Genomic DNA, 26,310 nt, shown 5'->3' with positions numbered 1-26,310 from the left:
GCGGGGCACCGTCCCTTGCGAGCGAAGGATCACCATGGCCCTGTCTGAGCACGAGCGGCGCGTTCTGGCCGACTTGGAGAAGCAGCTCTCCGCCGAGGAGCCCCGTCTGGCGGCCACGCTCGGTGCGCCGGCCGCGCGCGGGCCCGTCCCGGCACGGTCCCGGCTCATGGGGCTTGCCGCGGGAGTCGTCGGCCTGGGCCTGCTCCTTGCGGGCGTCTTCTTCAAGTCGATCCTCGTGGGCGTCCTCGGCTTCGCGGCGCTCGCGGCGGGCATCTACCTTGCTGTCACGCCGCCCCGCATCACGGCGGGGGCGCGGCCGGCGGGCCCGGCCTCCAAGCGCCCTGCCCAGGCCGGGCGCCAGCGCTCGAGCGGCTTCATGCGGTCCCTCGAAGACCGGTGGGACGAGCGCCGGAGCCGCTGACCCCCACTTCCCTCCACGGCGGTCCACCACCGCTCTCCACTCGCCTCCACGGCGGCCTCTCTCTGCAGGGGCCGCCGTCGTCGTTCTCCCCTATGAACTCCCCGTGAGAGGTTTCCGCGCCCCACTTCCCTCCACCCGCTGAAAGCCCCGGAATCCCGCGGAAGTGAGCGCGAGGTTCTCGATTTCTCGGGCGCGTTGCGGCTTGTGCGGGGAGCAAAGTGGAGTAAAGTGGGGCGTAGAGGAGGAGCCTGGAGACAACTCGCGAAAGGCGGTGCAGATGTTCCTCGGAACGTACTCGCCCCGCCTTGATGACAAGGGGCGTCTCATCCTTCCGGCCAAGTTTCGGGACGAGCTCTCAGAGGGCCTCGTTCTGACTCGCGGCCAGGAGCGCTGCCTGTACGTGTTCTCGGCGGAGGAATTCGCCCGCGTTCACGAGCAGATGCGCCAGGCACCCATCTCCAGCCGCCAGGCACGCGACTACATCCGCGTGTTCCTGTCGGGCGCCTCAGACGAGACGCCTGACAAGCAGGGCCGCATCACCATTCCCGCAAACCTGCGGGAGTACGCGGGCCTGGACAGAGAGGTCGCCGTCATCGGCGCCGGAACGAGGGCCGAGATCTGGTCCGCGACGGCCTGGGACGCGTACCTCACGGCGCAGGAGACGGCCTTCTCAGAGACCGATGAAGACGTCCTGCCGGGCATCTTCTGACCGGACGCCCAGGACTCGTGCCGCCGTCAACCTGACTCACTTCCCCTGAGCCAGGCGGGCAGCGGCGTGGGTCCTGGACAGCCGGTAGCCAATCCGGAGCACGACGACGAGACCACGGCCGAGCGCCGCGCCGAGAGGGGTGGGTCATGGAGCAGGATAGCGGTGTCAAGCCCACGAGCGAACGCCATGTGCCCGTACTGCTGGAGCGGTGCATCGCCCTGCTCGAGCCCGGGATTCTCGCGGCGCGGGCCGCGGGGCGCACGCCCGTCGTCGTCGACTCGACGCTCGGCATGGGCGGCCACTCCGAGGCGCTCCTGAGCCGGTACGAGGACCTCCACCTCGTCGGGATCGACCGCGACACGCAGGCCCTCGCCCTCGCGGGGGAGAGGCTCGCCCCGTTCGACGGCCGCACGGACCTCGTCCACGCCGTCTACGACGAGATCGAGGACGTCCTCGACGACCTCGGCATCGAGAGCGCCGACGGCGTCCTCATGGACCTCGGCGTCTCCTCTCTTCAGCTGGACGAGCGTGAGCGCGGCTTCGCCTACTCCTTCGACGCGCCCCTGGACATGCGCATGAACGGCGAGGACGCCGTGTCCGCGCGTGACGTCGTCGAGACCTACTCCTTCGAGGACCTCGCGCGGATCATCCGGCGCTACGGCGAGGAGCGGTTCGCCGCGCGCATCGCCCGCGCCATCGTCGCCCGCCGCGAGACGGGGCCCATCTCTCGCACCGGCGAGCTGGTCGAGGTCATCCGGGACGCGGTGCCCGCCGCCTACGGAAAGACGGGCGGCCACCCCGCCAAGCGGACCTTCCAGGCGCTGCGCATCGAAGTCAACGAGGAGCTCACGGTCCTCGAGCGGGCCGTCCCCGCCTCGCTCGGCGCGCTCTCGCTCGGAGGGCGCTTCGTGGCCATGAGCTACCACTCCCTCGAGGACGCCATCGTCAAGCGCGAGATCGTCCGCCTCTCCGTCTCGACGGCGCCGAAGGGCATGCCCGTGGAGCTCGAGGAGCACAAGCCGGAGCTCGCCCGCGTCACGCGCGGCACCGAGAAGCCCACCGAGGACGAGATTGCCGAAAACTCCCGGGCCGCGTCCGCGCGTCTCCGGGCCGCCGAGAGGATTCGTGCGAGACGATGAACACGACTCACCCCGCCTCGCCCGGCACGTCCCGTCTCGCCAAGAGCCACCGTCCCCACCGAGTCAAGAGAGCCCTCTGACATGACCCTCGCAGCCGCCGCCGTCAGCGCCGCCCCGCTCCCCGAGCGGGCAGAGCGCGAGAGCCACAGTCTCGCCGTCGTCCCGGGCATCGCCCCGCGCCGCTACCGTGGCCTCTTCATCGCTGCCGTGCTCCTGCTCGTGGCGTCCGTGGGGTGCATTCTCGGGATCAACATCACTGTCTCCCGCCAGCAGTACAGCCTCGTGGAGCTCAAGAACGAGCAGACCGCGCTTCAGGAGTCCAACGCGGCGCTCCAGGAGACCCTGGACAACGCCGAGGCCCCGCAGGTGCTCGCGGCCAAGGCCCAGAAGCTCGGGCTCGTCAACAGCACCAGCTTCTCCGTGGTGGACGTCAAGACGGGCAAGATCACCTCGAACCAGGCCGTGACCCAGGCCGAGGGCAGCCTGCCGGCCATTGCCGCCCCGCTTGCGCCGCGGACCAAAGCCGGGGTGGACCCGACGATCGACGCCCAGCGAGTCAAAGAGACCCAGACCGGCGTGAGCGGCGCTGACCTCAACGGCGGCACCGTCCCCGCCCCGGCGCAGCAGCCCGTGGTCACCAAGGCGACGCCGAAGAAGAACTGATGTCCCACGGCGCGCCGCTGCCTGGCTCGTACAGCCGGGCCTCCCGTACCCGCATGCAGTTCACGATCGCGGGCTTCCTCATCGTGGCGCTGCTCCTCAGCGGACGACTCTTCTGGCTCCAGATCCTCGACCCCGCCGACAACGCCAGCAAGGTCCTCAAGACCAGCGTCCAGGCGATCCCCGCCCAGCGCGGGGAGATCCTCGACACGAGGGGGCGCGTCCTCGCCCACTCGGTGGAGCGCTACGACATCGTCGTGGACCAGACCCGCCTGCGCAAGGGGGGCGAGATGCGCACGTCGTTCGAGCGGAGCGTGCCCACAAGCGACGGCAAGACGGCCAAGGAGACCGTGACCGTCGCGCAGGCGTCCAAGGAGATCGCCAAGATCCTCGGGATCCAGCAGCAGCAGGTCCAGCGCGCGGTCACGGGCACTCGCACGTTCGCCTACGTCTTCCAGGGGGCCACGCCCAAGCAGAAGGACGAGATCCTCGCCGTGCGCATGCCCGGCGTCTACGCGGACGAGCGGGACGAGCGGCAGTACCCCATGGGCTCCGTGGGCGGGTCCATCGTCGGATACCGGAACCAGGAGTCCTCCCTCGGCGGAGTGGAGCTCATGGAGGACAAGACGCTCCAGGGCACGCCGGGCAAGCGCGCCTTCCAGATCGGCCGGGACGGCATCCGCAACCCGTACGGCACGAGCGACCTGCAGCCAGCGGTCGACGGCAAGAGCGTCAAGCTGACCATCGACGCGGATCTCCAGGCCTACGCGCAGCAGCAGATCGCCGACGCCACGAGCAAGCTCAACGGCGAGTGGGGCAATGCGATGATCCTCGACATCAAGACCGGGCAGATCCTCGCCTCGGCAGACAACGTCACCGTCGACCCGAACGACCTCTCCCGCTTCAAGGGAACCGCGGGCCTCCAGCCGATGGGCTTCGTCAACAGCTTCGAGCCCGGCTCGACCTCGAAGATCGTCACGTTCGCCGCGGCCCTCGAGGAGGGCAAGATCACGCCGACGACGCCGATCACCACGCCCAACCGGTACACGATTGACGGCGAGACGTTCAAGGACTACGAGGACCACCCCACGTGGCAGCGCACGGCGGCCGGCGTCCTCGCTCGGTCCCTCAACACGGGCACCGTCCAGGTGGCCGCCAAGCTCACCCCGCAGCAGGAGTACGACTGGTTCCGCAAGTTCGGCGTCGGCCAGACCACGGGAACGGGATTCCCCGGCGAGCAGACCGGCATCTTCCGCACCCCGGACAAGTGGGACCCGCGCCAGCGGTACACGATCTCCTTCGGCCAGGGCTACACGCAGACCGCCGTGCAGACGGCGCAGATCTACCAGACGATCGCCAACGGCGGCGTGCGCGTGTCCCCGCGCCTCATCAAGTCGACGGTGGACGCGGACGGCACGGAGACCCCGGCGCCGGCCGCGCCGGCCGAGCGTGTCATCTCGGAGAAGACGGCCGCTGAGCTGAACCGCATGATGGAGAATGTCACGGTGGACGGCTCCGGCCAGACCGGCGCCCTCAAGAACTACCGTGTGGCGGTCAAGACGGGAACGGCCGAGTCCGTGGGGTCCTCCGGCACCTATGACGCCTACACGATCTCCTTCGCCGGGTTCGCCCCGGCGGAGGACCCGAAGTACGTTGTCGTGGTGACCATTGCCAGGACGCAGGAGATCACCTCGGCCCAGACGGGCCCGGTCTTCGCCCGGATCATGGAGCGCGCGCTCCAGCAGCGAGGCGTCAGCCCGTCCACCACGAAACCCGACCTCTACCGCACGTTCTCCGACAAGACGCCCAACGAGGGCTCGCTCTCCCACTAGCGGGAGCCCGGCCCGCCCTCACCCCGTTCCCTCCCACGAAAGACCACGATGACTTCTTCCCCCACCTCCCGGATGCGGCCCCGCACCGCGCGCGCCGTCGATGCGCGGTCCCTCATCGAGGCCGTCGCCGCCCGGCTCGGCACAGCGGATGTCGAGGTGGCCGGGGACGCCGAGGTGACGGGCGTCGCCCTGGACTCCCGCGCCGTGCAGCCCGGGGACCTGTGGGTCGCCCTGCCGGGTGCCGCCCGCCACGGGGCGGACTTCGCCCCCGCCGTCATCGCGGCAGGAGCCTCATGCATCGTCACGGACGAGGCCGGGCGGGCGCGGGTCGAGGCGGCCGCCGCCGAGGCCGGTCGCGCTGTTGCCCTCGCCGTCGTCCCCTCGGGCCTGCGGGCCTGGGCCGGTCCGCTCGCCGCCGAGGTCTTCGGCACGGGAGAGCGCGCGTTCCCCCTCTTCGCGGTCACGGGCACCAACGGGAAGACGACGACGACGTACATGCTCAACTCCCTCCAGCGCGCCCTGGGACGCAGCACGGGGGTGATCGGCACCATCGAGATCCGCGCCGGCGAGGAAGCCATTCCGTCGGTGCTCACGACCCCGGAGTCCCCGGACGTTCACGGCATCCTGGCCCGGATGGCGGAGAACGGCGTGACGGGCGCGGCCATGGAAGTCTCCTCCCACGCCATCGACTACCGGCGCGTGGACGGCATCCGCTTCGACGTGGCCGGCTTCACCAACCTCACCCAGGACCACCTGGACCTCCACGGGACCATGGAGGAGTACTTCGCCTCCAAGGCCCAGCTCTTCGAGCCCGCCCGCTCCGCCGCCGCGGTGATCCTCGCGGACGGCGAATGGGGCCACCGCATGGCGGAGGCCGCGCGGGCCGCAGGCGCCGTCGTCGTCACCCTCTCTCTGGAGGGGGAGGCGGACGCGCGCGTCACCGACGTGGCGCAGGAGGGCCTGGGCAGCCGCTTCACCCTCGAGTGGCGGGGCGAGCGGCTCGAGGTCGTTCTCCCGCTGCCCGGTGCGTTCAACGTCGCCAACGCGGCCCTGGCCGTGACCATGCTCCTCGCGTCGGGGGTGTCGGCGGCGCAGCTCGCGCCCGTGCTCGCGGACGGCAGCGGCCTGGCCGTGACGGTCCCCGGGCGCATGCAGGTCATCGGGACGAGCCCGGCGGCCATCGTGGACTTCGCCCACAACCCCGACGCCCTGGAGCGCGCGCTGGCCTCCGTTGCGGGGGAGCGGCGCATTCTCGTCTTCGGGGCCACGGGGGACAGGGACCCGAGCAAGCGCCACGCCATGGGGCGGATCGCTGCCGAGGGCGCGGACATCGTCATCGTCACCGACGACGACCCGCACGGCGAGGACCCCGCCAGCATCAGGGCGGCCGTCCTCGAGGGCGCCAGGGCCGCCGGGACCGGCGCGAGCATCGAGGAGGTGCACCCGCGCGCCGACGCCATCGCCCGGGCCGTGGAGCTCGCGGGGCCCAAGGACGCGATCCTCGTTGCGGGCCGCGGGCACGAGACCGTGCAGGACGTGGCGGGCGTCGACATCCCGCTCGACGACCGCGAGGAGCTCGCCGCCGCCCTCCGCCGCGCGGGATACCCCACTCTTGACCAGACCACACGCAAGGACGGTGCCGAATGCTGAGCATCACCGCAGGACAGATCGCCGACGCCACGCAGGGCCGGCTCGTGGGCAGTGTCGCGCGCGAGCTCGCCATCACGGGCGCGACGACCGACTCCCGGCTCGTTGAGCCCGGGTTCATGTACATCGCCAAGCCGGGCGAGCACGCGGACGGGCACGACTTCGCCGCCGCCGCGGTCGAGGCGGGCGCGGTCCTCGTGCTCGGCGAGCGGGAGGTCGAGGCCAATGGCGCCACCCTGCCCGGCGTCGTCGTCGAGGACGCGGTGCTCGCCATGGGCGCGGTGGCCCGCGCCGTCGTCTCCCTCCTGCGGGAGCGCGGGGACGTCAAGATCGCCGGGATCACCGGCTCCGCCGGGAAGACGACGACGAAGGACCTCGCGGCGGGCATCCTCCGCGGGATCGGGGACACCGTCTCACCCATCGGCTCGTACAACGGCGAGGTCGGCGTCCCGCTGACGATCTTCGGCGCCGAGGCCGAGACCCGCTTCATGGTGCTCGAGATGGGCGCCAACGGCGTCGGCAACATCGAGTACCTGACGTCCATCGCCAAGCCGGACGTCGGCGTCGTCCTCGGCGTGGGCAGCGCGCACGCGGGCGAATTCGGCGGCGTGGCCAACATCGCCCGCACGAAGGGCGAGATGGTCGAGGCCCTCGAGCCGGGGGACACGGCCGTGCTCAACGCGGACGACCCGCTCGTGTGGGCCATGCGCACCCGGACCCGGGCCGGGGTCCTCGCCCTGACGAGCGACGACGCCCTGACGGACGAGGAGATCCGCGCCCAGCACCCGGGCGCCCGCGTCCTCCGGGCCACGGCCGTCGAGTCGCGCGCCGGCGGCTGCCCCAGCTTCGACCTCGTGACCCCGGACGGGGAGCGGGGGCGGGTGGAGTCCCAGCTCATCGGGGCTCACCACATTGTCAACCTCCTCGCCGCGGCCGCGATCGCCCTCTCCTTCGGCGTGCCTCTGGCCGACGTCGTCGCCTCCCTCTCTGAGCAGAAGGCGGCGAGCAGGTGGCGCATGGAGCGCACGGACCGGCCGGACGGCGTGACCGTCATCAACGACGCCTACAACGCCAACCCCGAGTCCATGCGGGCGGCCCTGCGGGCCCTCGCCGACATGGCCGAGGGGCGGCGCACGTGGGCCGTCCTCGGCGGGATGCTCGAGCTCGGGGACGCGAGCATCGAGGAGCACGACGCCATCGGCCGCTACGCCGTCCGGCTCGACATCTCGAAGGTCGTCGCGGTGGGCCCTCTCGCGCGCCCGCTGTGGAACGGCGCCGTCATGGAGGGCTCCTGGGGGGACGAAGCCGTGCACGTCGCGGACCTCGACGAGGCCCAGGCCCTTCTCGAGGACCAGCTCCGCCCCGGAGACCTCGTCCTCTTCAAGTCCTCGCGCGACTCTCGGCTGCGCGAACTGGGGGATCGGATAGCATGGCTCACGGGCGCGAACGAGACGACCCGTGATCAGCAAGGAGCGCAGACACCGTGATTACTCTTCTGATCGGCGGTGCACTCGCCCTGCTCATCACGATCGTTGGGATGAAGTTCTTCATCGCCTTCCTCGTGAAAAAGAGCTACGGGCAGTTCGTCCGCGACGACGGCCCGCAGGAGCACCACACCAAGCGCGGGACGCCCACCATGGGCGGCGCGCTCATCGTCGGCTCCGTCGTCGTCTCCTACTTCCTCTCCCACGCCCTCGTCGGGGCGATCCGCGGCACGGGGTTCCACCCGACCGCCTCCGGCATGCTCCTGCTCTTCCTCATGGCCGGCATGGGCTTCGTGGGGTTCATTGACGACGCGAAGAAGATCACCAATCAGCGCAGCCTCGGGCTGTCTCCGATGGGCAAGATCCTCCTCCAGACAGGAATCGGCGTCGTCTTCGCCGTGCTGGCGCTGCAGTTCCCGAACGAGCGCGGCCTGACCCCGGCGTCCTTCCTCATCTCGTTCCAGCGGGACATCCCGGTGCTCAACCTCGCCTTCGCGGGCACTGTTCTCGGCACGATCCTCTTCGTCATCTGGTCCAACCTCATCGTCACGGCCGCGTCCAACGGCGTGAACCTGACAGACGGGCTGGACGGGCTTGCGGGCGGAGCCGCGATCATGGTCTTCACCGCCTACCTGCTCATCGGCATTTGGCAGTCCAACCAGGCGTGCGGGGGCGGGCGGGAGATCGCCGCCGCCTGCTACACAACCCGGGACCCCATGGACCTCGCAGCCATCGCCGCGATGCTCTGCGGCTCCCTCGTGGGCTTCCTGTGGTGGAACGCCTCGCCCGCGAAGATCTTCATGGGGGACACGGGCTCCCTCGCGCTCGGCGGTGCGGTGGCAGGCTTCGCGATCCTCTCGCGGACCGAGCTGCTCCTGCCGATCATCGCGGGCCTCTTCGTCCTCATCACGCTCTCGGTCATCCTCCAGGTGGGCTACTTCAAGCTCTCGGGCGGAAAGCGCATTTTCAAGATGGCGCCGCTCCAGCACCACTTCGAGCTGCTCGGCTGGGCCGAGGTGACCGTCGTCATCCGCTTCTGGATCCTCGCGGGCCTCTTCGTGGCCGTGGGGCTCGGCATCTTCTACTTCGACTGGGTGGTCAAGCTCTCGTGACTCAAGAAATGACCGGAACCACTGCGCCGCGGCCCGAGGATCTCACGAGCTGGGATCAGGGGGCACGCGGCCTCCGCGTCGTCGTCACGGGCATCGGCCTGTCCGGGTTCGCCGCCGCGGACACGCTCGCCGAGCTCGGGGCCCGCGTCGTCGTCGTCGACGGCCAGGACTCCGAGGAGAACCGGCAGAAGGCGGACACCCTGCGGATCGTCGGTGTCGAGGACGTCCTCCTCGGCGCCGCGCACACCGAGGCCCTCCCTCAGGTGGCTGGGTCCACGCCGGACCTCGTCGTCACGAGCCCCGGATGGCGCCCGGACCAGCCGCTGCTCGCCGCCGCCCAGGCCGCGGGCATCCCCGTCTGGAGCGAGGTCGAGCTCGCGTGGCGCGTGCGAGAGCGCGCGGGCCGCCGCACGGCGGAGTGGCTCGTCCTCACGGGCACCAACGGCAAGACGACGACCACGCAGATGGCCGAGTCCATCCTCCTCGCCGCCGGGCTGCGGGCCGTCGCCGCGGGAAACGTCGGCACGCCCATCCTCGACGCGGTGCGGGACCCCGAGGGGTTCGACGTCATCGTCGTCGAGCTCTCCAGCTTCCAGCTCCACTTCACGCACTCCATGTCCCCGCTGGCCTCGGCCGTGCTCAACCTCGCCGAGGACCACGTGGACTGGCACGGCGGGTTTGAGGCGTACCGGGACGCGAAGGCGAAGATCTACGAGCGCACCCGCGCCGCCTGCGTCTACAACGTCGAGGACAAGGCCACGGAGCGCATGGTCGAGGAGGCGGACGTCGTCGAGGGCGCCCGCGCCATCGGCTTCACCGTCGGCACACCGTCCCGCTCCATGCTGGGCGTCGTCGAGGACCTCCTCGTGGACCGCGCTTACCTCGCCGAGCGGGGCTCGAGCGCCCTGGAGCTGGCCTCGTTCGAGGACCTCGGGCCCATCGCCCCGCGCCACCTCGTGCAGAACGCCCTCGCCGCCGCTGCCCTGACGCGCGCGGCCGGCGTCTCTCCACTGGCCGTCCGGGAGGGCCTCCGCGCGTTCTCGCCCGGCGCGCACCGGATCGAGCCCGTCGGCGCCCTCGGCCGGGTCGCGTTCATCAACGACAGCAAGGCGACCAACCCCCACGCCGCAGAGGCCTCCCTGGGCGCCTTCACGGACGTCGTGTGGATTGCCGGCGGCCTCTCCAAGGGGGTCGAGTACACCGATCTCGTGGCGGCGAGCGCCTCGCGCCTGCGCGCCGTCGTCGTCATTGGAACAGACGTGGAGGGCCTCCTCGAGGCCCTCGAGACCAAGGCCCCCCAGGTGCCCGTCGTCCGGGTGCCGGAGCTCGCCGTGAGCCGCGAGGAAGCAGGCGACGACGCCGGCCGTCGCGTCATGACCGCCGCCGTCGAGGCCGCCCTGGACGCGGCGGGGGAGACCTCGACGGTCCTCCTCGCCCCGGCGGCCGCCTCGATGGACCAGTTCGCCAACTACGCCGCCCGCGGCGAGCGCTTCGCGGAGGCCGTCGAGGCCGCCGTCCGCGCCCGGGCGGAGTCCGTCAAGGACGTCCCCCGTGCCTGACACCCGCGTCGATCGATCCTCCGGCCGCCCCGCGTTCGAGGACCGGGATCGGGTCATCTCGGTCACGGACCGCGAGGCCACAGCGGCGGGGCTCGCGAGCGTGCGCCGGCGCCTGGCCTCGTCCTGGGAGTCCCTCGCCGGGCGGGGGCGTCCGACGACGACCTGGGCGTTCTCGGTCATGCTCACGTGCGTCATCGCCCTCACGGCGATCGGCCTGACGATGGTGCTCTCCGCCTCGGCCGTCGAGTCGATCTCCAAGGACCAGAGCCCCATCTCCCTCTTCCGCAAGCAGGCGATCTGGGCGGTGGTCGGGTTCGGGCTGATGTTCGGCCTCTCCCGGATGCCGGTGTGGCTCTTCCGCCGCGCGGCGTGGTGGGCGTACCTGTTCGCCGTCGTCCTCCTCGTCGTCGTCCTCACCCCGCTGGGCGTGGAGGTCAACGGAAACCGGAACTGGATTCAGGTGGGCAGCTTCACGATGCAGCCCTCGGAACCTGCCAAGCTCGCACTCGCCATGTGGGCGGGGCACCTGCTCGCGCGCAAGTCGGCGCGCCTCGGGGACTTCAAGTCCACGGGTCTGCCGGTCATCGGCATGGGCCTCATCATCATCCTGCTCGTGCTGCGCGGCAAGGACCTCGGCACGGCGATCGTGCTCTTCGCGATCCTCGCCGTGGCCCTCTGGGCCTCGGGCATGCCGAAGCGCGTCCCGGGCGCGCTCCTCGCTGTGGCGGGCGCCGCGGGCGTCGTCCTCTCGCTCGTCAGCAGCAACCGCAGCGACCGCATCCAGGCGTGGATGGGGCGGAACTGCGACGTGAGCGGCCTCTGCGACCAGGCGCAGGCGGGAGCCACGGCGCTCGCCCGGGGCGGCTGGCTCGGCGTCGGTCTCGGCCAGTCCCAGGTGAAGTGGTCCTGGCTGCCGGAGGCCCACAACGACTTCGTCTTCGCCATCATCGGCGAGGAGCTCGGCCTCGTCGGCACGCTCTTCATCCTCGGGCTCTTCGCGCTCTTCAGCCTCGTGGCCATCCGCGTGGTGCTGAGGTACGACGACGTCTTCGTCCGCGTGACCGGCTCCTGCATCGTCATGTGGATCGCGATGCAGGCCGCGGTCAACATCGCCATGGTCGTCGGGGCGCTGCCCGTCATCGGGCTGCCGCTGCCGTTCATCTCCTACGGCGGATCCGCCCTGACCTTCACCCTTGCGGCCGTGGGCGTCCTGCTCGCGTTCGCCCGACCTGAGAGAACGGCCCCGACGCGGCCAGGAAGGAAGCGCCACGCATGAGCACGGAGCCCTCTCCCCAGAACCCTGCTGCGCTCTCCGCAGTGTTCGCCGGCGGCGGCACCGCCGGGCACATCTCGCCGATGATCGCCATCGCGGATGCCCTCCTGGAGCGGTTGCCGGGGGCCCGGGTCACGATGGTCGGCACCCCGTCCGGCATGGAGACCCGCCTTGTCCCCGCCGCCGGCTACGAGCTGAAGACGATCGACCGCGTGCCCATGCCGCGCCGCCCGAGCGCTGACCTCGTCCGCCTCCCGGGCCGCTTCGCCCGGGCCGTGCGCCAGGCCGAGGCCATCCTCGACGAGGCGGACGCGGACGTGCTCGTCGGTGTCGGAGGGTACGTCTGCACCCCGATGTATGCCGCGGCCCGCCGTCGAGGCGTGCCGATCGTCATTCACGAGGCCAATGCAAAGCCGGGCCTGGCGAACCGCGTGGGATCCGCACTCGGCGGCAGCGTGGCCGTGGCCTTCGCCTCGACCCCGCTGCGGGGTGCCGCTCATGTCGGCATGCCCATGCGCCGTGCCGTCTCCGAGCTGGACCGGGCCGCCGCCCGGGACGGGGCCCGCGAGGCCCTCGGGGTGCCGGGGGACGCGCCCCTCGTCGTCGTCACGGGAGGCTCCTCCGGGGCCGCGAGCATCAACGGCGCCGTCGGCCGCTTCGTCGCAGGCGGCGGGCTCGCTGGCACGGGGGTCCGCATCCTCCACATCACGGGGCGCGGCAAGACTGTCACGGGGCCGGACGGGGCGCCGCTTGCGGGGGAGGGCTACGTCCAGCGCGAGTACGTCGACGGCATGGAGCTCGCGTACGCCGCGGCGGACCTCGTCGTCGCCCGCTCAGGGGCGGGCACCGTCTGCGAGCTGGCGGCCACGGGGACTCCGGCCCTCCTGGTCCCGCTGCCCCACGGCAACGGCGAGCAGGCCCTCAACGCGGCGGACCTGGTGCGGGCGGGCGGCGCGATCCTCACGGAGGACTCCGACTTCACCGAGGGCCTCATCCGCTCCACCGTCCTGCCCCTCGTCCAGGACCCGGCCGCACTGGCCCGCATGTCGGAGGCCGCCTCACGCGTGGGCGTCCGGGATGCTGACCGCCGCATGGCCGACCGCGCCATCGCCGCCGCCTCGAATCGAAAGGACGCCTGACATGGACGCCTCCACTCGCCCTGAGGGCGCCGAGCCTCGCGGCCCCGTGCCGTCCGGCCCCGTCGGCCCCTCCGCTGAGCATCCCGACGCCGAGCTGGCGCGCCGCGAGGCCGCGTTGACGGACGGGCTGCCGGCCCCCGCCGCCGACGCCCCGTACCGCCATGGCATCACGCGCATCCCCCTCGACCGCCTCGGCACGACCCACTTCGTCGGGATCGGCGGCGCGGGCATGAGCGCCGTCGCCCGCGTCCTCGCGGCGCGCGGCGTCCCCGTCACGGGATCGGACGCCAAGGACTCAGCCTCGCTCGAGTCGCTGCGCGAGATGGGCATCGACGCGCGCGCGGGTCACGACGCCGCACGGCTCGACGGCGTCGACACCCTCGTCGTCTCCTCCGCCATCCGCGCCGACAATCCCGAGCTCATGGCGGCCCGCGCGCTCGGCGTGCCCGTCCTCCACCGCTCCATGGCTCTCGACGCTGCGACGGACGGCCTCGACACCCTCGCAGTGGCCGGGACGCACGGCAAGACGACGACGACCTCCATGCTCGCGGTCATGCTCGACGCGGCGGGGGACGAGCCGAGCTTCGCGGCAGGCGGCGACGTCGCGGGCCTTGGCGGCAATGCGCGCTTCGGCGCGGGTCGCCACTTCGTCCTCGAGGCGGACGAGTCGGACGGCTCCTACGTCAACTACCGCCCCCGCGTGGCGATCGTGACGAACATCGAGCCGGACCACCTCGACTTCTACGGCAGCGACGAGGCCGTGCACCGCAGCTTCGACACGTTCGTCTCCCTCCTCGGACGGGAGAGCGCGCTCGTCGCCTGCGCGGACGACGAGGGCTCCTCCGCCCTCGCGGAGCGACACCGGGCCACGGCCCACGTCCGCACCTACGGCTACTCCGAGGACGCGGACATCCGCATCACGGGCACGGAGCCTTTCGGCCCGGGCACCCGCTCGGTCCTGGCGTTCAGCCTGGACGGCCAGGAGGCTGAGCAGGAGCTCGTCCTCACGGTGCCGGGGCAGCACAACGTGCTCAACGCGGCGGGCGCCTTCGCGGCCGGCCTCGAGCTCGGCCTCGACCCCGAGCGCTGCGCGCAGGGCCTCGCGGCGTTCCGGGGCGCGAGCCGCCGCTTCGAGCTCAAGGGCGAGCACGAGGGCGTGCGCGTCTACGACGACTACGCGCATCACCCCACGGAGGTGCGCGCGGCCATCGCCGGGGCCCGACACGGGGCCGAGGGCCGCGTCCTCGCCGTCTTCCAGCCGCACCTGTACTCGCGGACGGAGGCGTTCGCTCGCGAGTTCGCCGAGGCGCTCGATGCCGCCGACCTCGCGCTCGTCCTCCCGGTCTACCGGGCGCGCGAGGACGAGCGGGACGACATCACGAACCGCACCATCACGGACTTCAGCTCGCGAGGCGCGGACGAGCGCGGCGGGCAGTTGCCTGTGGACTCCGCGGACGACGCCGTCCTGCGCCTCGCCGACGCCGCCCGCGCGGGGGACGTCATCCTGACCATCGGCGCGGGCGACGTGACTGAGCTCGGCCCTCGCATCCTCCATGCCCTGCGCCTCCGGGGCGGTCGCTGAGCGTGGCCCGCATCCCCACCCTGCCCACCCCGGACCGGCCGGAGGAGCCCCGGCGGCGGTCTGCCCCGCGGCCCGAGCCCGAGCGCCAGCCCGAGCCCCCTGCGGCCTCCTCCGCCGAGCCTGCCCACGCCACAGAGGGGCCCGAGGCCGCCGAGCCTCCTGCGGCCACCGTGCGCCCGGCGGGCGGGGCGGACGAGTCCGACACCGTCCTCCTGCGGCTCGTCTCCGACGCCACGGCGGGGCGGGGCGCCGGCGCTTCGGCCTCCGGCTCCCATGCGGCGGGGAGCGCGGCGGCGCCAGGCCCCCCGGCCGACGACGACGGGGCCGCGGGGGAGAACCCCCGCGGGGCGTCCGTCGTCGAGCTCCCCTCCCGGCGCCGCCCGCGCTGGGCCCTGCGCGTGGGACTCATCCTCGCCCTGTGCCTGGCCCTGTCCGGGCTCGCGGTCCTGCTCGCGAACGTGACGCCGTGGATGCGGGTTGAGACGGTCCACGTGACCGGCAACCGATTCGTGGCGACGAAGGCGGTGCTCTCCGTCGTCGACGAGGCGAAGGGCCAGCCCCTTCCCCAAGTGGACACGGACGGGCTCGAGGCCCGGCTCGAGAAGATCCCGGGCGTGGACTCCGCCACGATCTCGGGGGAGCCCCCGCACGCGCTGCGGGTGAGGATCACCGAGCGCGCGCCGGTGGCGCAGATCAGGCGCGGCTCCAAGGTGGACCTCGTCGACGCGAAGGGACGCACGATCACGCGCGTCCCCGCCGAGTCGGCCCCCAAGCTGCCGGTCATCGACGCGGCCTCTGCCACCAAGCCGGAGGTCTTCACGGCCCTGACCGGGGCCCTCGCGAACATCCCGGCCAACGTGCTCGAGACGATGCAGGAGGCCAAGGCCTCGAGCGCCGACTCGGTGGAGCTCCTCATGAACTCCGGTGTCCGCGTCGTCTGGGGCAACCGCGAGGGAGGGGCGCAGAAGGCCGCCGTCCTTCAGGCGCTCCTCAAGGGGACGGCGAACCCCACCCCGGACCCCAAGACGGGGGCCGTGCCGCCGGCCGTCACGGTCATCGACGTCTCCGTGCCAGAGCGCCCCGTGACGCGCTGACGGGCCCGGGCCGGGATGCCGGACCCTCGCCGAAAGCCTCAACCTTCAGGGGATACTTGAGGGTTGACCGGGTTCTGGCGGCATTGTCAGCGAAGTCGGATGATGGTGCACTAGATTTGAGTAAAGCTCGGAGCGCGATCCGCCCGTGAGGACCGGGAGACCTGTCCCGTCCACCCCATGGGGAGCGGCCTCACGGCCGTGCGCAGCACTGAAAAACAGCACAACAATCCGCGAACAAGGGATCAAAAACGTGGCAGCACCGCAGAACTACCTGGCCGTCATCAAGGTCGTCGGCATCGGCGGCGGCGGGGTCAACGCGATCAACCGCATGATCGAAGTCGGTCTGCGGGGCGTTGAGTTCGTCGCGATCAACACTGACGCGCAGGCACTGCTCATGTCGGACGCGGACGTCAAGCTCGACGTCGGACGCGAGCTGACGCGCGGCCTTGGCGCCGGCGCCAACCCTGAGGTCGGTCGTCAGGCCGCCGAGGACCACGCCGAGGAGATCGAGGAGGTCCTCAAGGGGGCCGACATGGTCTTCGTCACCGCAGGCGAGGGCGGCGGCACGGGCACGGGCGGCGCGCCCGTCGTGGCCCGAATCGCCCGTTCGCTCGGTGCCCTGACCATCGGTGTGGTCACCCGCCCGTTCACGTTCGAGGGTCGCCGCCGGGCCAACTCGGCCGAGGCCGGCATCGACGCCCTCCGGGACGAGGTCGACACCCTCATCGTCATCCCGAACGACCGCCTCCTCTCCATCTCGGACCGCGACGTCTCCCTCATGGACTCCTTCCGCCAGGCGGACCAGGTCCTCCTCTCCGGCGTCCAGGGCATCACGGACCTCATCACGACCCCGGGCCTCATCAACCTTGACTTCGCGGACGTCAAGTCGGTCATGCAGGGCGCGGGCTCCGCGCTCATGGGCATCGGCTCGGCGCAGGGCGAGGACCGGGCCATCAAGGCTGCGGAGCTCGCCATCGCGTCCCCGCTGCTTGAGGCCTCCATCGACGGCGCGCACGGCGTCCTCCTGTCCATCCAGGGCGGCTCGGACCTGGGCCTCTTCGAGATCAACGAGGCCGCCCGCCTCGTCCAGGAGGTCGCGCACCCCGAGGCCAACATCATCTTCGGCGCGGTCATCGACGACGCCCTCGGCGACGAGGCCCGTGTGACGGTCATCGCCGCCGGCTTCGACCAGGTCAACGCCACGAGCCAGCCCGCCTCGGCGAACCAGGGCTACAGCCAGTCCGCACAGCAGCAGGGCCAGGCCTCCTCGTCCTACGGTCAGCAGAGCCAGTCCCAGAGCGGCTACGGTCAGCAGGGCGGCGCCCAGCAGTCCTACGGCCAGCAGGCGGCCCCTCAGCGCAGCGAGCAGCAGGGCTCTCGCTCGATCGGCTCCTCCGCCGCGCCGCAGCAGGGCCAGCAGCCCCGCCCGGCTCAGCAGCAGGGCCAGGCGCAGCCGCGTCCGCAGCAGAGCGCACCCCAGCAGGTGCGCGGCACGGTGCCCGTGACGGAGGGCCAGGGGCTCTCCGCGTGGATGCAGCCGTCCCGGCCTCAGCAGAGCCAGCAGGTGCCCTCCGAGGGCGTGTCCGGCCACGCGGGGCAGGCGCAGGGCCAGCGCCAGAGCTTCGGCGCTCCCGTCCCGGAGACCGTCGAGGGTGAGGCCGGCCAGCGTCCGGACGACCTCGACGTTCCCGACTTCCTGAAGTAAATCCGGCACGAGGGGCGGTGGGCGTTGGACGCCCGCCGCCCCTTCCGTCGTGCAGGGCCCCGCAGCGGACCGGGCCCCGGCACGAGCGAGCGAGAGGACGGCACCATGACCCACGCTGCCGCGTCACCCGTTGAATGGCACGAGCTCCACGGCGCCCGCTGGGCGTTCACCACGGCCGCCCAGGGCAATCTCGCCCTTCACGTGGGGGATGACCCGGTTGCGGTGCGGCAGCGGCGTGCGCGCATCGCGGCGGAGGCCGGCTGCGAGTCCTTCGAGTTCATGGATCAGTACCACTCGGACGTCGTCGCCCACGTTCCGCCGCGCGCGGCGAGGCAGTCCCAGGACTCCGGTCCCCAGACGGCCGCCGCGGGGGAGGCCCCAGCCGCCGCGCAGGCCGCGTCCGCCGGCCTCGAATCTGCCGCGCAGCGGGACGCCGTCCGCGCCGACGCCATGGTCAGCCGCAGCGTCCCCCTCGCCGTCCTCGTGGCGGACTGCGTCCCGGTCGTCTTCGTCGCCCACGGCCCGCAGGGTGCCGTGGCGGTCGGCGTCGCCCATGCGGGCCGGGAGGGCCTGCTCTCTGGGATCCTGGAGCGCACGGTGGAGGCCCTTCGGGCCGAGGCCCCGGGGGCGGGGATCGCCGCCGTCGTCGGCCCCAGCATCTGCGGCGAGTGCTACGAGGTGCCCGAGGAGATGGCGGCCGCCGGGGAGGCGCGCAGCCCAGGTGTGAGGTCGGCGACCCGCAGGGGGACCCCCTCTCTCGACCTGCCCGGTCGCGCGCGGGCGATCCTCGAGTCCCTCGACGTCGACGCCCATGTCGTCGGGGCGTGCACCCTGGAGGACGAGCGCTACCCCTCCCACCGCCGCGATCCCGGCGCCGGCCGCCTCGCGGGCCTCGTCATCCCACCGGATTCCGTCTCTCCCGGGGCAGCGCACGTCGGGGAGGAGGCGGCGTGAGCGGCGTCCTTGAGCGGGAGGCGTCGGCAGAGCGGCGGGCGGAGCTCGCCGAGCGGCTCGAGCGCGTGCGGGGCCGCATGCGCGACGCCGCCGGCGGGGGACCGGTCCCGCGGCTCGTCGTCGTGACCAAGAACTTTCCGCCCTCCGACGCCCTGGCCCTCGCGGAGCTCGGGGCCGCCGACCTCGGCGAGAACCGGGACCAGGAGGCCGCCCCGAAGGCTGAGGCGCTCGCCGGCCGCCTCGAGAGCCCGCCCGCCTGGCACTTCATCGGCCAGCTTCAGTCCAACAAGGCCAAGTCCGTGGTCCGCTATGCGAGCGCGGTGCACTCGGCCGACCGTCTGAGCCTGGTCAAGGCGCTCGGCGGCGCCATGTCGCGCGCGCTTCAGGAGGGGCTGCGGCCGGACTGGGCGGGTGCCTCGCTGGACGTGCTCGTCCAGGTCTCCTTGGACGACGACGCGGCTGGCGCCCGCGGAGGCGCCGCCCCGGCTGACGTGCCGCGGGTCGCGGAGGCCATCGCCTCCACGCCCGCCCTCGAGCTGCGAGGTGTCATGGGGGTGGCGCCCCTTGGGGCGGACCCGGCCCCGGCGTTCGAGCGTCTCGCCGCGGTGCGGGACGCCCTCCGCGCTGACCATCCGGGCGCGGAGTGGATGTCCGCGGGAATGAGCCAGGACCTTGAGGCCGCCGTGGGCGCAGGAGCGACACATGTGCGCATCGGCTCCGACATTCTGGGGGCTCGCAGGTGAATCCGTTACCTTTGAAGGTGTGCGACGCCCACTCGTCGGCTTGTGAGGAACAGGAAGTACGATGACCGGAAAAATCAAGAAGACCATGATCTACCTCGGTCTCGCGGACGACGAGTCGGCGTACGAGGACGAGCGCGCCGAGCCGCGCTCCCGCCCGGAGCGCTTCGAGGAGCCCGCGGCCCAGCCGGTGCGCGAGCGCGTCGAGCAGCGGTCCGAGCCCGTGGAGCGCCAGGCGGCAGCCCCCGCACGGCACGAGCCGCCCGCGCGCCAGGAGCGCCCTGAGCGCAGCGAGCCCCGGGAGGCGAGCCGCCCGTCCGTGGCCGCTGAGCCGCCGCGCCGGCGCCCCCAGGCTGTCTCGCAGCCCCGACAGGAGGCCACGGTCACGCCGCTGAAGCCTTCACCCGACACCCATGACGAGGAATCACCTGTGCATCAGATCACCACGATCCACCCCAAGTCCTACAACGAGGCCAAGCTCATTGGCGACTCGTTCCGCCAGGGCATCCCCGTCATCATGAACGTGACGGACATCCAGGAGTCCGAGGCCAAGCGGCTCGTGGACTTCTCGGCGGGCCTCGTCTTCGGTCTCGGCGGGCGCATCAGCCGCGTGACGAACAAGGTCTTCCTCCTCACGCCGGAGGAGATCGACGTCAAGGCTGAGGGCGAGGCCGGCGGCGCTGCGGACGACGAGCCCATCCTGGGGACGCGCTGACCCCCATGCTCTTTGTCATCACAGGAATCCTCAATGTCGTCCTGGCGCTCTTCAGCTACGCCCTCCTCAGCCGGATCGTCCTCGACTTCATTGTCGGCTTCGCCCCGGGGTGGCGCCCCAAGGGCTTTGTGCTGGTGTTCGCGTCCGCGGTCTACGCGGTGACGGACAAGCCGCTGGCCTGGGTCCGCCGCGTGGTCCCGCCGCTCAGCCTGGGCGGTGTGTCCCTGGACCTCGGGTTCCTGCTCCTGTACTTCGCGGTCAACGCGGTGCGCATCTTCCTGCCCCTGCCCGCGTAGCCCGCCCGTCAATTGAAGGTGCCCTCAACAACCGCGCGGATCCGCGCGGACAAGTTGGATGGCAAACAAGTGTCCGTCTATATTTAGACTCAATGCGCCCTAAGGGCGGCTAGACGGACTCTCGCTCTAGTGTCAACAGTGAACGTCGTGAATGAGGTGACCATCAATGGCTCTGACGCCTGAGGATGTAGACAACAAGCGGTTCAACACGAGCGACGAGATCGGCGGCTACGAGCCGAACGAGGTGGATGATTTCATCGACGAGATCGTCGTTGAGTTCCGCCGCCTCCGTGCCGAGATCGATCGCCTCGAGACCGAGCGGAAGGAAGCCGTCGCCGCCGCGGAGGCCGCCAAGCGCGCCGCCGCAGACCGCGCTTCCGCGCCGCAGCCCGCCCCGGCCGAGACCGGCAAGAGCGCCGCTGCCGTCCTGACGCGTGCTCAGCAGGTCCACGACGACCTCGTGGCTGAGGGCGAGGCCACGAAGGCTCGCCTCGTCAAGGAGGCCACGGACAAGGCTCAGGCCCTCGTCTCTGAGGCGGAGACCACCAAGTCCACCACGCTGGCGGACCTGGAGACCAAGCGGGTCGCCCAGACCAAGGACCTCGAGACCAAGCGCACCACCGCGCTGGCCGAGCTGGAGAAGGAGCGGAACACCGTCCTCACCAAGCTCAACAACGACAAGTCCGTTCTCGAGTCCAAGATCAGCGAGCTGCGCTCGTTCGAGCGCGACTACCGCTCGCGCCTCAAGGCCTACATCGAGACCCAGCTCAAGGAGCTGTCCTCGACGGGCCCCATCGAGAAGACGCGCTAAGTCTTTCCTCCGCTCGCCCTGCGAGCACTGCCGAGCGCCTCGGCCCCGGGAACGGGGTCGGGGCGTTTTGTCGTGCGTGGCCGTTCGGCCCTCCCTGGGGTCGGCCGATAGAGTTGAGGCCGTGCCATCTCATGCGAACCACCCTGACTCTCCGCCCGCCTCGACAGCACGGGGCGCCCGTCTCAACGAGCGCCGGTCCCTCGCGCTCATCACGCTCGTGCCTCTCGTTCTCGTCCTCGCTGCCGACCAGATCGTCAAGCGCATCGTCGAGACGCACATGACCGTGGGGCAGCGGATCGACGTCATCGGCTCGTTCGTCCAGTGGCACTTCATCAAGAACCCTGGCGCGGCGTTCAGCCTCGGGGCCAACAGCACGGTCATCGCCACTGTCCTCGCGGCCGCCGTGACGGTCATCGTGGCTGTCGTGGCCGTCCGCTCGCGCGTCCGGGCCTGGTCCCTGGCCGCGGGGCTCATCCTGGGCGGCGCCCTCGGCAACCTGTGGGACCGCCTCTTTCGCGAGCCCGGGTTCGCGGAGGGGCACGTGGTGGACTTCATCGGCGTCGGGACGTTCCCGCGCTTCAACATTGCCGACTCGGCCGTGAGCGTCGGCGTGGCCCTCGCGGTGCTCCTCCTTCTGCGGGGGATCGACCCGTGGCCCTCGCGCGGCGGGGATGCGGCAGACCGCACGCCGTCCATGCCATCCGCCCGGCACGCCGCCCCGACTGCCACGGAGGAGTCCCGATGACCGCCGCTGAGACCTACCCCGAGCCCGGCCTGCGCGAGGTCGTCCTCGGCGAGGCCGGTCGCATCGACGCCGTCCTCGCCCGTGCCCTCGCCACGTCGCGCTCGCTCGTGTCGCGCTGGATCGAGGAGGGGCGCGTCCGCTGCGAAGACCAGCCCGTGGGCCGCGCGTCCGCGAAAGTCGCCGCGGGGGCCCGCGTCGTCGTCGACATCCCGGTGGACGAGTCCGTGCTGGTGCGCCCGGAGGTCGTGGACGGGTTCGGGATTCTCTACGATGACGATGACCTGGTGGTCGTGGACAAGCCCGTGGGCGTGGCCGCCCACCCGAGTCCGGGGTGGCGGGGCTCCACGGTCGTCGGCGCGCTGGCTGGGGCTGGGTACCGGATTTCGACGTCGGGCGCGCAGGAGCGCGCGGGCATCGTCCACCGGCTCGACGTGGGGACGTCCGGGGCCATGGTCGTCGCGAAGACCGAGCGGGCGTACACGGGGCTCAAGGCCGCGTTCAAGGAGCGGACGGTGGACAAGGTCTACCACGCGCTCGTCCAGGGCCTGCCGGACCCGCTCACGGGGACCATCGCCGCCCCCATCGGCCGCCACCCGGGGCACGAGTGGAAGTTCGCGGTCATCGAGGGCGGCCGGGACTCGGTCACGCACTACGAGGTCATTGAGGCCTTCGGGCCGGCGTCCCTGCTGGAGATCCACCTCGAGACGGGGCGGACCCACCAGATCCGCGTCCACTTCTCGGCCCTCAAGCATCCCTGCGCGGGCGACCTCATGTACGGGGCGGACCCGGCCCTGGCCGCGGAGCTTGGGCTGACCCGGCAGTGGCTCCACGCGCACCGGCTCGGCTTCGAGCACCCTGTCACGGGGGAGCGCATCAGCGTGACGAGCCCCTACCCGCAGGACCTCGAGTACGCGCTGCGGCACGTCCGGGGGGACGTCCCTCTCGGCTGACCCAGTTCTCCTTCTCTCCTCGTTGCGGGGCGATTTCCGCACGCCTGGGCGCGGTTCTGTGGTTGAAACTCGCCGCGCAACGGGACGGGGAACACGCCTGGGAAAGGCCAGCCCGGGGCCCGGGTGCGGCGGGCCGAGGCGGCGCTCGGCACCGGCGGACTAGGATGGACGGGTGTCCAGCGAGAATGATCCCTTCGTCCACCTGCACAACCACACTGAGTACTCGATGCTCGACGGCGCGGCGCGCCTCGATGACCTCTTCGGTCATGCGAAGGAGCTGGGGATGGACTCTCTGGCCACCACGGACCACGGCTTCATCTTCGGCGCCTTCGACTTCTGGAACCGCGCGCGCAAGGCCGGGATCAAGCCGATCATCGGCGTCGAGGCCTACCTGACGCCGGGCACGGCCCGCCAGGACAAGACCCGCGTGCAGTGGGGCGACGGCGGGCGCGACGACGTCTCGGGCGCGGGCTCCTACACGCACATGACGATGTGGGCCGAGAACACGCCCGGCATGCACAACCTCTTCCGCATGTCCTCCCTCGCCTCCCTCGAGGGCTTCCTCTACAAGCCGCGCATGGACCGCGAGCTGCTCGAGACGTACGGCAAGGGCATCATCGCCACGACGGGCTGCCCGTCCGGCGAGGTCCAGACGAAGCTCCGGCTCGGGCTCTACAACGAGGCGAAGCAGGCCGCGAGCGAGTTCCGCGACATCCTGGGACGGGAGAACTTCTTCTGCGAGGTCATGGACCACGGCCTGGGGATCGAGCGCAATGTCCAGAAGGACCTCATCCGCCTCGCCAAGGAGCTCGATCTCCCGCTCGTCGCGACGAACGACCTCCACTACACGCGGGCCGAGGACGCCGACGCCCACGCGGCCCTCCTGTGCGTCCAGTCCGGCTCCACGCTCCAGGACCCCAAGCGCTTCAAGTTCGACGCCAACGAGTTCTACCTGAAGTCTCCGCGCGAGATGCGCAGCATCTGGCGGGACCACCCCGAGGCGTGCGACAACACGCTCCTCATCGCCGAGCGGTGCGACGTCGAGTTCAACACGTCCGCCAGCTACATGCCGAACTTCCCCGTGCCGGAGGGGGAGAGCGAGGAGTCGTGGTTCGTCAAGGAGGTCGAGGCAGGGCTGCTCTACCGCTTCCCGGGCGGCGTTCCAGACGATGTCCGCAAGCAGGCCGAGTACGAGATCGGCATCATCACCCAGATGGGCTTCCCGGGGTACTTCCTCGTCGTCGCCGACTTCATCAACTGGGCCAAGAACAACGGCATCCGCGTGGGCCCCGGCCGCGGCTCCGGCGCGGGCTCGATGGTCGCGTATGCCATGCGCATCACGGACCTCAACCCGCTGCAGCACGGCCTCATCTTCGAGCGCTTCCTCAACCCGGACCGCGTGTCCATGCCTGACTTCGACGTCGACTTCGATGATCGCCGCCGCGGCGAGGTCATCAAGTACGTGACGGAGAAGTACGGTGACGAGCGCGTCGCCATGATCGTCACGTACGGCACGATCAAGGGCAAGCAGGCCCTCAAGGACGCCTCCCGCGTCATGGGGTTCCCGTTCTCCATGGGGGAGCGCCTGACCAAGGCCATGCCGCCGGACGTCATGGGCAAGGGCATCGCGCTGTCCGACGTCTACAACCAGGAGGCCAAGCGCTACTCGGAGGCGGAGGAGCTGCGCACCCTCCTCGCCAACGACTCCGAGGCGAAGCAGGTCTTCGAGACCGCGCTCGGCCTCGAGGGGCTCAAGCGCCAGTGGGGCGTCCACGCCGCCGGCGTCATCATGTCGAGTGACCCGCTCATCGACATCATCCCGATCATGCGCCGCGAGCAGGACGGCCAGGTCATCACGCAGTTCGACTACCCGACCTGCGAGGGCCTCGGGCTCATCAAGATGGACTTCCTCGGGCTGCGCAACCTGACGATCATCTCGGACGCGCTTGAGAACATCGAGATGAACCGCAACGAGACCCTGGACCTCGAGACGCTCGAGATCGACGACGCGGCCTCCTATGAGCTCCTCCAGCGCGGCGACACGCTTGGCGTGTTCCAGCTTGACGGCGGGCCGATGCGCGGGCTCCTCAAGCTCATGCGCCCCGACAACTTCGAGGACATCTCGGCTGTCCTCGCCCTGTACCGCCCGGGTCCCATGGGCGCCAACTCCCACACGAACTACGCGCTCCGCAAGAACGGGCAGCAGGAGGTCACTCCGATCCACCCTGAGCTCGAGGAGCCCCTCGCGGAGATCCTCGGCACGACCTACGGCCTGATCGTCTATCAGGAGCAGGTCATGGCCATCGCGCAGAAGGTCGCTGGCTACTCGCTGGGTGAGGCCGACATCCTCCGCCGCGCCATGGGCAAGAAGAAGAAGGAGGAGCTGGACAAGCAGTACGCCACGTTCCACCAGGGCATGCTGGACAACGGCTACTCGGAGGGCGCCGTCAAGGCGCTCTGGGACATCCTCCTGCCGTTCTCGGACTACGCGTTCAACAAGGCGCACACGGCCGCGTACGGTCTCGTCTCCTACTGGACGGCCTACCTCAAGGCCAACTACGCCGCCGAGTACATGGCTGCTCTCTTGACGAGCGTCGGCGACGACAAGGACAAGCTCGCCATGTACCTCAACGAATGCCGCCGCATGGGCATCACGGTCCTGCCGCCGGACGTCAACGAGTCGGCGCTCAACTTCACGCCGGTCGGCAAGGACATCCGCTTCGGCATGGGCGCCATCCGCAACGTCGGCGCAAACGTGGTCAACAGCATGGTCGCCTCCCGCCAGGAGAAGGGGCTCTACGAGTCGTTCGCGGACTTCCTCAACAAGGTGCCCGCGGTGGTCTGCAACAAGCGGACCATCGACTCGCTGGTGCGGGCCGGCGCGTTCGACTCGCTCGGCCACTCGCGCCGTGCCCTCTCGGCCGTCCACGAGGAGGCCGTGGACACGGTCATCGTCCGCAAGCGCAACGAGGCCAACAATCAGTTTGACCTCTTCAGCGCCTTTGATTCGGGCGACGACGCGCCTGGCGGCCTCGACGTCGACATTCCGGACCTGCCGGAGTGGGAGAAGAAGGAGAAGCTCGCGTTCGAGCGGGACATGCTCGGGCTGTATGTCTCGGATCACCCGCTGCGAGGCCTCGACCAGGTCCTCAGCCAGCTTGCGGACGCGCCGATCCCGTCTGTCCTCTCGGAGGAGGGCCCGCGGGACGGCTCGATCGTCACGATCTCCGGCATGATCACGACCGTGGAGCGGCGCATCGCGAAGTCGAGCGGCAACCAGTACGCGCGGATTGTCGTCGAGGATCTCTCGGGCTCGATGGACGTCATGTTCTTCGGCCAGGCGTACGGGCCTATTGCCGACGTGCTGGCGGAGGACCTGATCGTGGCGGTGAAGGGGCGGTTGCAGCGGCGCGACGACGGGTCGGTCACCCTGAGCGCCATGGAGCTCCAGGTGCCGGATGTCGCTGAGGCCGGCACGAGCGGGCCCGTGACGATCAGCCTCCCCGTTCACAAGGCGACTGAGCGGACCATCAACCAGCTGCGCGACGTGCTGCGCACCCACCGGGGCACTGCGGAGGTGCGGATCCGGCTCATCGAGCCCCGGTCTGTGGCTCACTATCGGCTCGGGGTGGATTTGCGCGTGGAGCCGTCGTCGGCCCTTTCCGGGGACCTCAAGGTCCTCCTGGGGCCGCACTGCCTGGACGCTCCCGCCTGAGGCGCGTGGCGTGATTCCGCGCGCCAAC

At 71.0% G+C, this 26,310-nt stretch carries 22 protein-coding genes; all 22 read left to right on the top strand.

Translation table 11 applies throughout. The features are described 5' to 3' along the window. Nucleotides 1-34: 34 nt before the first annotated feature. The 22 genes from J2S35_RS01375 (at nucleotide 35) to dnaE (ending at nucleotide 26,282) form a co-directional block, all read left to right on the top strand. Nucleotides 35-421 (top strand): DUF3040 domain-containing protein, encoded by a 387-nt coding sequence (locus J2S35_RS01375; protein WP_309848998.1) that lies wholly within the window; start codon nucleotides 35-37, stop codon nucleotides 419-421. Nucleotides 422-698: 277 nt separating this feature from the next. Then, nucleotides 699-1,130: a division/cell wall cluster transcriptional repressor MraZ gene (gene mraZ / locus J2S35_RS01370; protein ID WP_309848995.1), complete on the top strand. Its 432-nt coding sequence runs from the start codon at nucleotides 699-701 to the stop codon at nucleotides 1,128-1,130. 146 nt (nucleotides 1,131-1,276) lie between these two features. Continuing rightward, nucleotides 1,277-2,269 carry a 16S rRNA (cytosine(1402)-N(4))-methyltransferase RsmH gene (gene rsmH, locus J2S35_RS01365; RefSeq protein WP_309848992.1) on the top strand — a complete coding sequence of 331 codons (993 nt, stop codon included), beginning with the start codon at nucleotides 1,277-1,279 and terminating at the stop codon, nucleotides 2,267-2,269. 81 nt (nucleotides 2,270-2,350) lie between these two features. Further along, nucleotides 2,351-2,932, top strand: coding sequence for a hypothetical protein (locus J2S35_RS01360; RefSeq protein ID WP_309848989.1), 582 nt, complete (start codon nucleotides 2,351-2,353; stop codon nucleotides 2,930-2,932). Then, complete coding sequence (locus J2S35_RS01355; protein ID WP_309848986.1) at nucleotides 2,932-4,761, top strand: peptidoglycan D,D-transpeptidase FtsI family protein; 1,830 nt, start codon at nucleotides 2,932-2,934, stop codon at nucleotides 4,759-4,761. The genes J2S35_RS01360 and J2S35_RS01355 overlap by 1 nt, the downstream gene beginning before the upstream one ends. A 48-nt stretch (nucleotides 4,762-4,809) precedes the next feature. Then, nucleotides 4,810-6,411 carry a UDP-N-acetylmuramoyl-L-alanyl-D-glutamate--2,6-diaminopimelate ligase gene (locus tag J2S35_RS01350; RefSeq protein WP_309848984.1) on the top strand — a complete coding sequence of 534 codons (1,602 nt, stop codon included), beginning with the start codon at nucleotides 4,810-4,812 and terminating at the stop codon, nucleotides 6,409-6,411. Next, a complete protein-coding gene (locus tag J2S35_RS01345; protein WP_309848982.1) occupies nucleotides 6,405-7,895 on the top strand; it encodes a UDP-N-acetylmuramoyl-tripeptide--D-alanyl-D-alanine ligase in 1,491 nt (496 codons plus the stop codon). The genes J2S35_RS01350 and J2S35_RS01345 overlap by 7 nt, the downstream gene beginning before the upstream one ends. Continuing rightward, nucleotides 7,892-9,004, top strand: a complete 1,113-nt coding sequence (mraY, locus tag J2S35_RS01340) for a phospho-N-acetylmuramoyl-pentapeptide-transferase (protein ID WP_309848980.1) — start codon at nucleotides 7,892-7,894, stop codon at nucleotides 9,002-9,004. The genes J2S35_RS01345 and mraY overlap by 4 nt, the downstream gene beginning before the upstream one ends. A gap of 8 nt (nucleotides 9,005-9,012) precedes the next feature. Beyond that, the gene (gene murD / locus J2S35_RS01335) at nucleotides 9,013-10,563 is read left to right on the top strand and encodes a UDP-N-acetylmuramoyl-L-alanine--D-glutamate ligase (protein ID WP_309848978.1); all 1,551 of its coding nucleotides are present in this window, start codon (nucleotides 9,013-9,015) and stop codon (nucleotides 10,561-10,563) included. Further along, nucleotides 10,556-11,839 (top strand): putative lipid II flippase FtsW, encoded by a 1,284-nt coding sequence (gene ftsW / locus J2S35_RS01330; protein WP_309848975.1) that lies wholly within the window; start codon nucleotides 10,556-10,558, stop codon nucleotides 11,837-11,839. Before murD ends, ftsW begins: the two co-directional genes overlap by 8 nt. Then, nucleotides 11,836-12,975, top strand: a complete 1,140-nt coding sequence (locus J2S35_RS01325; protein WP_309848973.1) for a UDP-N-acetylglucosamine--N-acetylmuramyl-(pentapeptide) pyrophosphoryl-undecaprenol N-acetylglucosamine transferase — start codon at nucleotides 11,836-11,838, stop codon at nucleotides 12,973-12,975. The genes ftsW and J2S35_RS01325 overlap by 4 nt, the downstream gene beginning before the upstream one ends. 1 nt (nucleotide 12,976) lies before the next feature. Continuing rightward, nucleotides 12,977-14,557 (top strand): UDP-N-acetylmuramate--L-alanine ligase, encoded by a 1,581-nt coding sequence (gene murC, locus J2S35_RS01320; protein WP_309848971.1) that lies wholly within the window; start codon nucleotides 12,977-12,979, stop codon nucleotides 14,555-14,557. Between the two features lie 2 nt (nucleotides 14,558-14,559). Beyond that, nucleotides 14,560-15,651, top strand: a complete 1,092-nt coding sequence (locus J2S35_RS01315; protein WP_309848968.1) for a cell division protein FtsQ/DivIB — start codon at nucleotides 14,560-14,562, stop codon at nucleotides 15,649-15,651. A 250-nt stretch (nucleotides 15,652-15,901) separates the two neighbouring features. Beyond that, nucleotides 15,902-17,356 carry a cell division protein FtsZ gene (gene ftsZ, locus J2S35_RS01310; protein ID WP_309848965.1) on the top strand — a complete coding sequence of 485 codons (1,455 nt, stop codon included), beginning with the start codon at nucleotides 15,902-15,904 and terminating at the stop codon, nucleotides 17,354-17,356. A gap of 105 nt (nucleotides 17,357-17,461) precedes the next feature. Next, a complete protein-coding gene (locus tag J2S35_RS01305) occupies nucleotides 17,462-18,310 on the top strand; it encodes a polyphenol oxidase family protein (RefSeq protein WP_309848962.1) in 849 nt (282 codons plus the stop codon). Between the two features lie 77 nt (nucleotides 18,311-18,387). Further along, nucleotides 18,388-19,053, top strand: a complete 666-nt coding sequence (locus tag J2S35_RS01300) for a YggS family pyridoxal phosphate-dependent enzyme (protein ID WP_380083668.1) — start codon at nucleotides 18,388-18,390, stop codon at nucleotides 19,051-19,053. Nucleotides 19,054-19,114: 61 nt separating this feature from the next. Beyond that, nucleotides 19,115-19,765 (top strand): cell division protein SepF, encoded by a 651-nt coding sequence (sepF, locus tag J2S35_RS01295; RefSeq protein ID WP_309848957.1) that lies wholly within the window; start codon nucleotides 19,115-19,117, stop codon nucleotides 19,763-19,765. Between the two features lie 5 nt (nucleotides 19,766-19,770). After that, nucleotides 19,771-20,061, top strand: a complete 291-nt coding sequence (locus tag J2S35_RS01290) for a YggT family protein (protein WP_309848955.1) — start codon at nucleotides 19,771-19,773, stop codon at nucleotides 20,059-20,061. A 166-nt stretch (nucleotides 20,062-20,227) separates the two neighbouring features. Continuing rightward, nucleotides 20,228-20,872, top strand: coding sequence for a DivIVA domain-containing protein (locus J2S35_RS01285; RefSeq protein WP_309848953.1), 645 nt, complete (start codon nucleotides 20,228-20,230; stop codon nucleotides 20,870-20,872). Nucleotides 20,873-20,993: 121 nt separating this feature from the next. Further along, the gene (gene lspA, locus J2S35_RS01280; RefSeq protein ID WP_309848950.1) at nucleotides 20,994-21,617 is read left to right on the top strand and encodes a signal peptidase II; all 624 of its coding nucleotides are present in this window, start codon (nucleotides 20,994-20,996) and stop codon (nucleotides 21,615-21,617) included. Then, nucleotides 21,614-22,567, top strand: coding sequence for an RluA family pseudouridine synthase (locus tag J2S35_RS01275; protein WP_309848947.1), 954 nt, complete (start codon nucleotides 21,614-21,616; stop codon nucleotides 22,565-22,567). The genes lspA and J2S35_RS01275 overlap by 4 nt, the downstream gene beginning before the upstream one ends. 172 nt (nucleotides 22,568-22,739) lie before the next feature. Beyond that, a complete protein-coding gene (dnaE, locus tag J2S35_RS01270; protein ID WP_309848946.1) occupies nucleotides 22,740-26,282 on the top strand; it encodes a DNA polymerase III subunit alpha in 3,543 nt (1,180 codons plus the stop codon). Nucleotides 26,283-26,310 lie beyond the last annotated feature (28 nt).

The organism is Falsarthrobacter nasiphocae (assembly GCF_031456275.1).
In the GTDB taxonomy this organism is placed as follows: domain Bacteria; phylum Actinomycetota; class Actinomycetes; order Actinomycetales; family Micrococcaceae; genus Falsarthrobacter; species Falsarthrobacter nasiphocae.
The sequence above is the reverse complement of the archived record's forward strand: the minus strand, read 5'-3'. Positions and strand labels throughout refer to the sequence as shown.

Excerpts from the sequence above, each read along its gene's own strand:
- J2S35_RS01375 (WP_309848998.1), top strand. The coding sequence starts at position 35 with ATGGCCCTGTCTGAGCACGAGCGGCGCGTTCTGGCCGACTTGGAGAAG.
- mraZ (WP_309848995.1), top strand. The coding sequence starts at position 699 with ATGTTCCTCGGAACGTACTCGCCCCGCCTTGATGACAAGGGGCGTCTC.
- rsmH (WP_309848992.1), top strand. The coding sequence starts at position 1,277 with ATGGAGCAGGATAGCGGTGTCAAGCCCACGAGCGAACGCCATGTGCCC.
- J2S35_RS01360 (WP_309848989.1), top strand. The coding sequence starts at position 2,351 with ATGACCCTCGCAGCCGCCGCCGTCAGCGCCGCCCCGCTCCCCGAGCGG.
- J2S35_RS01355 (WP_309848986.1), top strand. The coding sequence starts at position 2,932 with ATGTCCCACGGCGCGCCGCTGCCTGGCTCGTACAGCCGGGCCTCCCGT.
- J2S35_RS01350 (WP_309848984.1), top strand. The coding sequence starts at position 4,810 with ATGACTTCTTCCCCCACCTCCCGGATGCGGCCCCGCACCGCGCGCGCC.
- J2S35_RS01345 (WP_309848982.1), top strand. The coding sequence starts at position 6,405 with ATGCTGAGCATCACCGCAGGACAGATCGCCGACGCCACGCAGGGCCGG.
- murD (WP_309848978.1), top strand. The coding sequence starts at position 9,013 with ATGACCGGAACCACTGCGCCGCGGCCCGAGGATCTCACGAGCTGGGAT.
- J2S35_RS01325 (WP_309848973.1), top strand. The coding sequence starts at position 11,836 with ATGAGCACGGAGCCCTCTCCCCAGAACCCTGCTGCGCTCTCCGCAGTG.
- murC (WP_309848971.1), top strand. The coding sequence starts at position 12,977 with ATGGACGCCTCCACTCGCCCTGAGGGCGCCGAGCCTCGCGGCCCCGTG.
- J2S35_RS01305 (WP_309848962.1), top strand. The coding sequence starts at position 17,462 with ATGACCCACGCTGCCGCGTCACCCGTTGAATGGCACGAGCTCCACGGC.
- J2S35_RS01300 (WP_380083668.1), top strand. The coding sequence starts at position 18,388 with ATGCGCGACGCCGCCGGCGGGGGACCGGTCCCGCGGCTCGTCGTCGTG.
- sepF (WP_309848957.1), top strand. The coding sequence starts at position 19,115 with ATGACCGGAAAAATCAAGAAGACCATGATCTACCTCGGTCTCGCGGAC.
- J2S35_RS01290 (WP_309848955.1), top strand. The coding sequence starts at position 19,771 with ATGCTCTTTGTCATCACAGGAATCCTCAATGTCGTCCTGGCGCTCTTC.
- J2S35_RS01285 (WP_309848953.1), top strand. The coding sequence starts at position 20,228 with ATGGCTCTGACGCCTGAGGATGTAGACAACAAGCGGTTCAACACGAGC.
- J2S35_RS01275 (WP_309848947.1), top strand. The coding sequence starts at position 21,614 with ATGACCGCCGCTGAGACCTACCCCGAGCCCGGCCTGCGCGAGGTCGTC.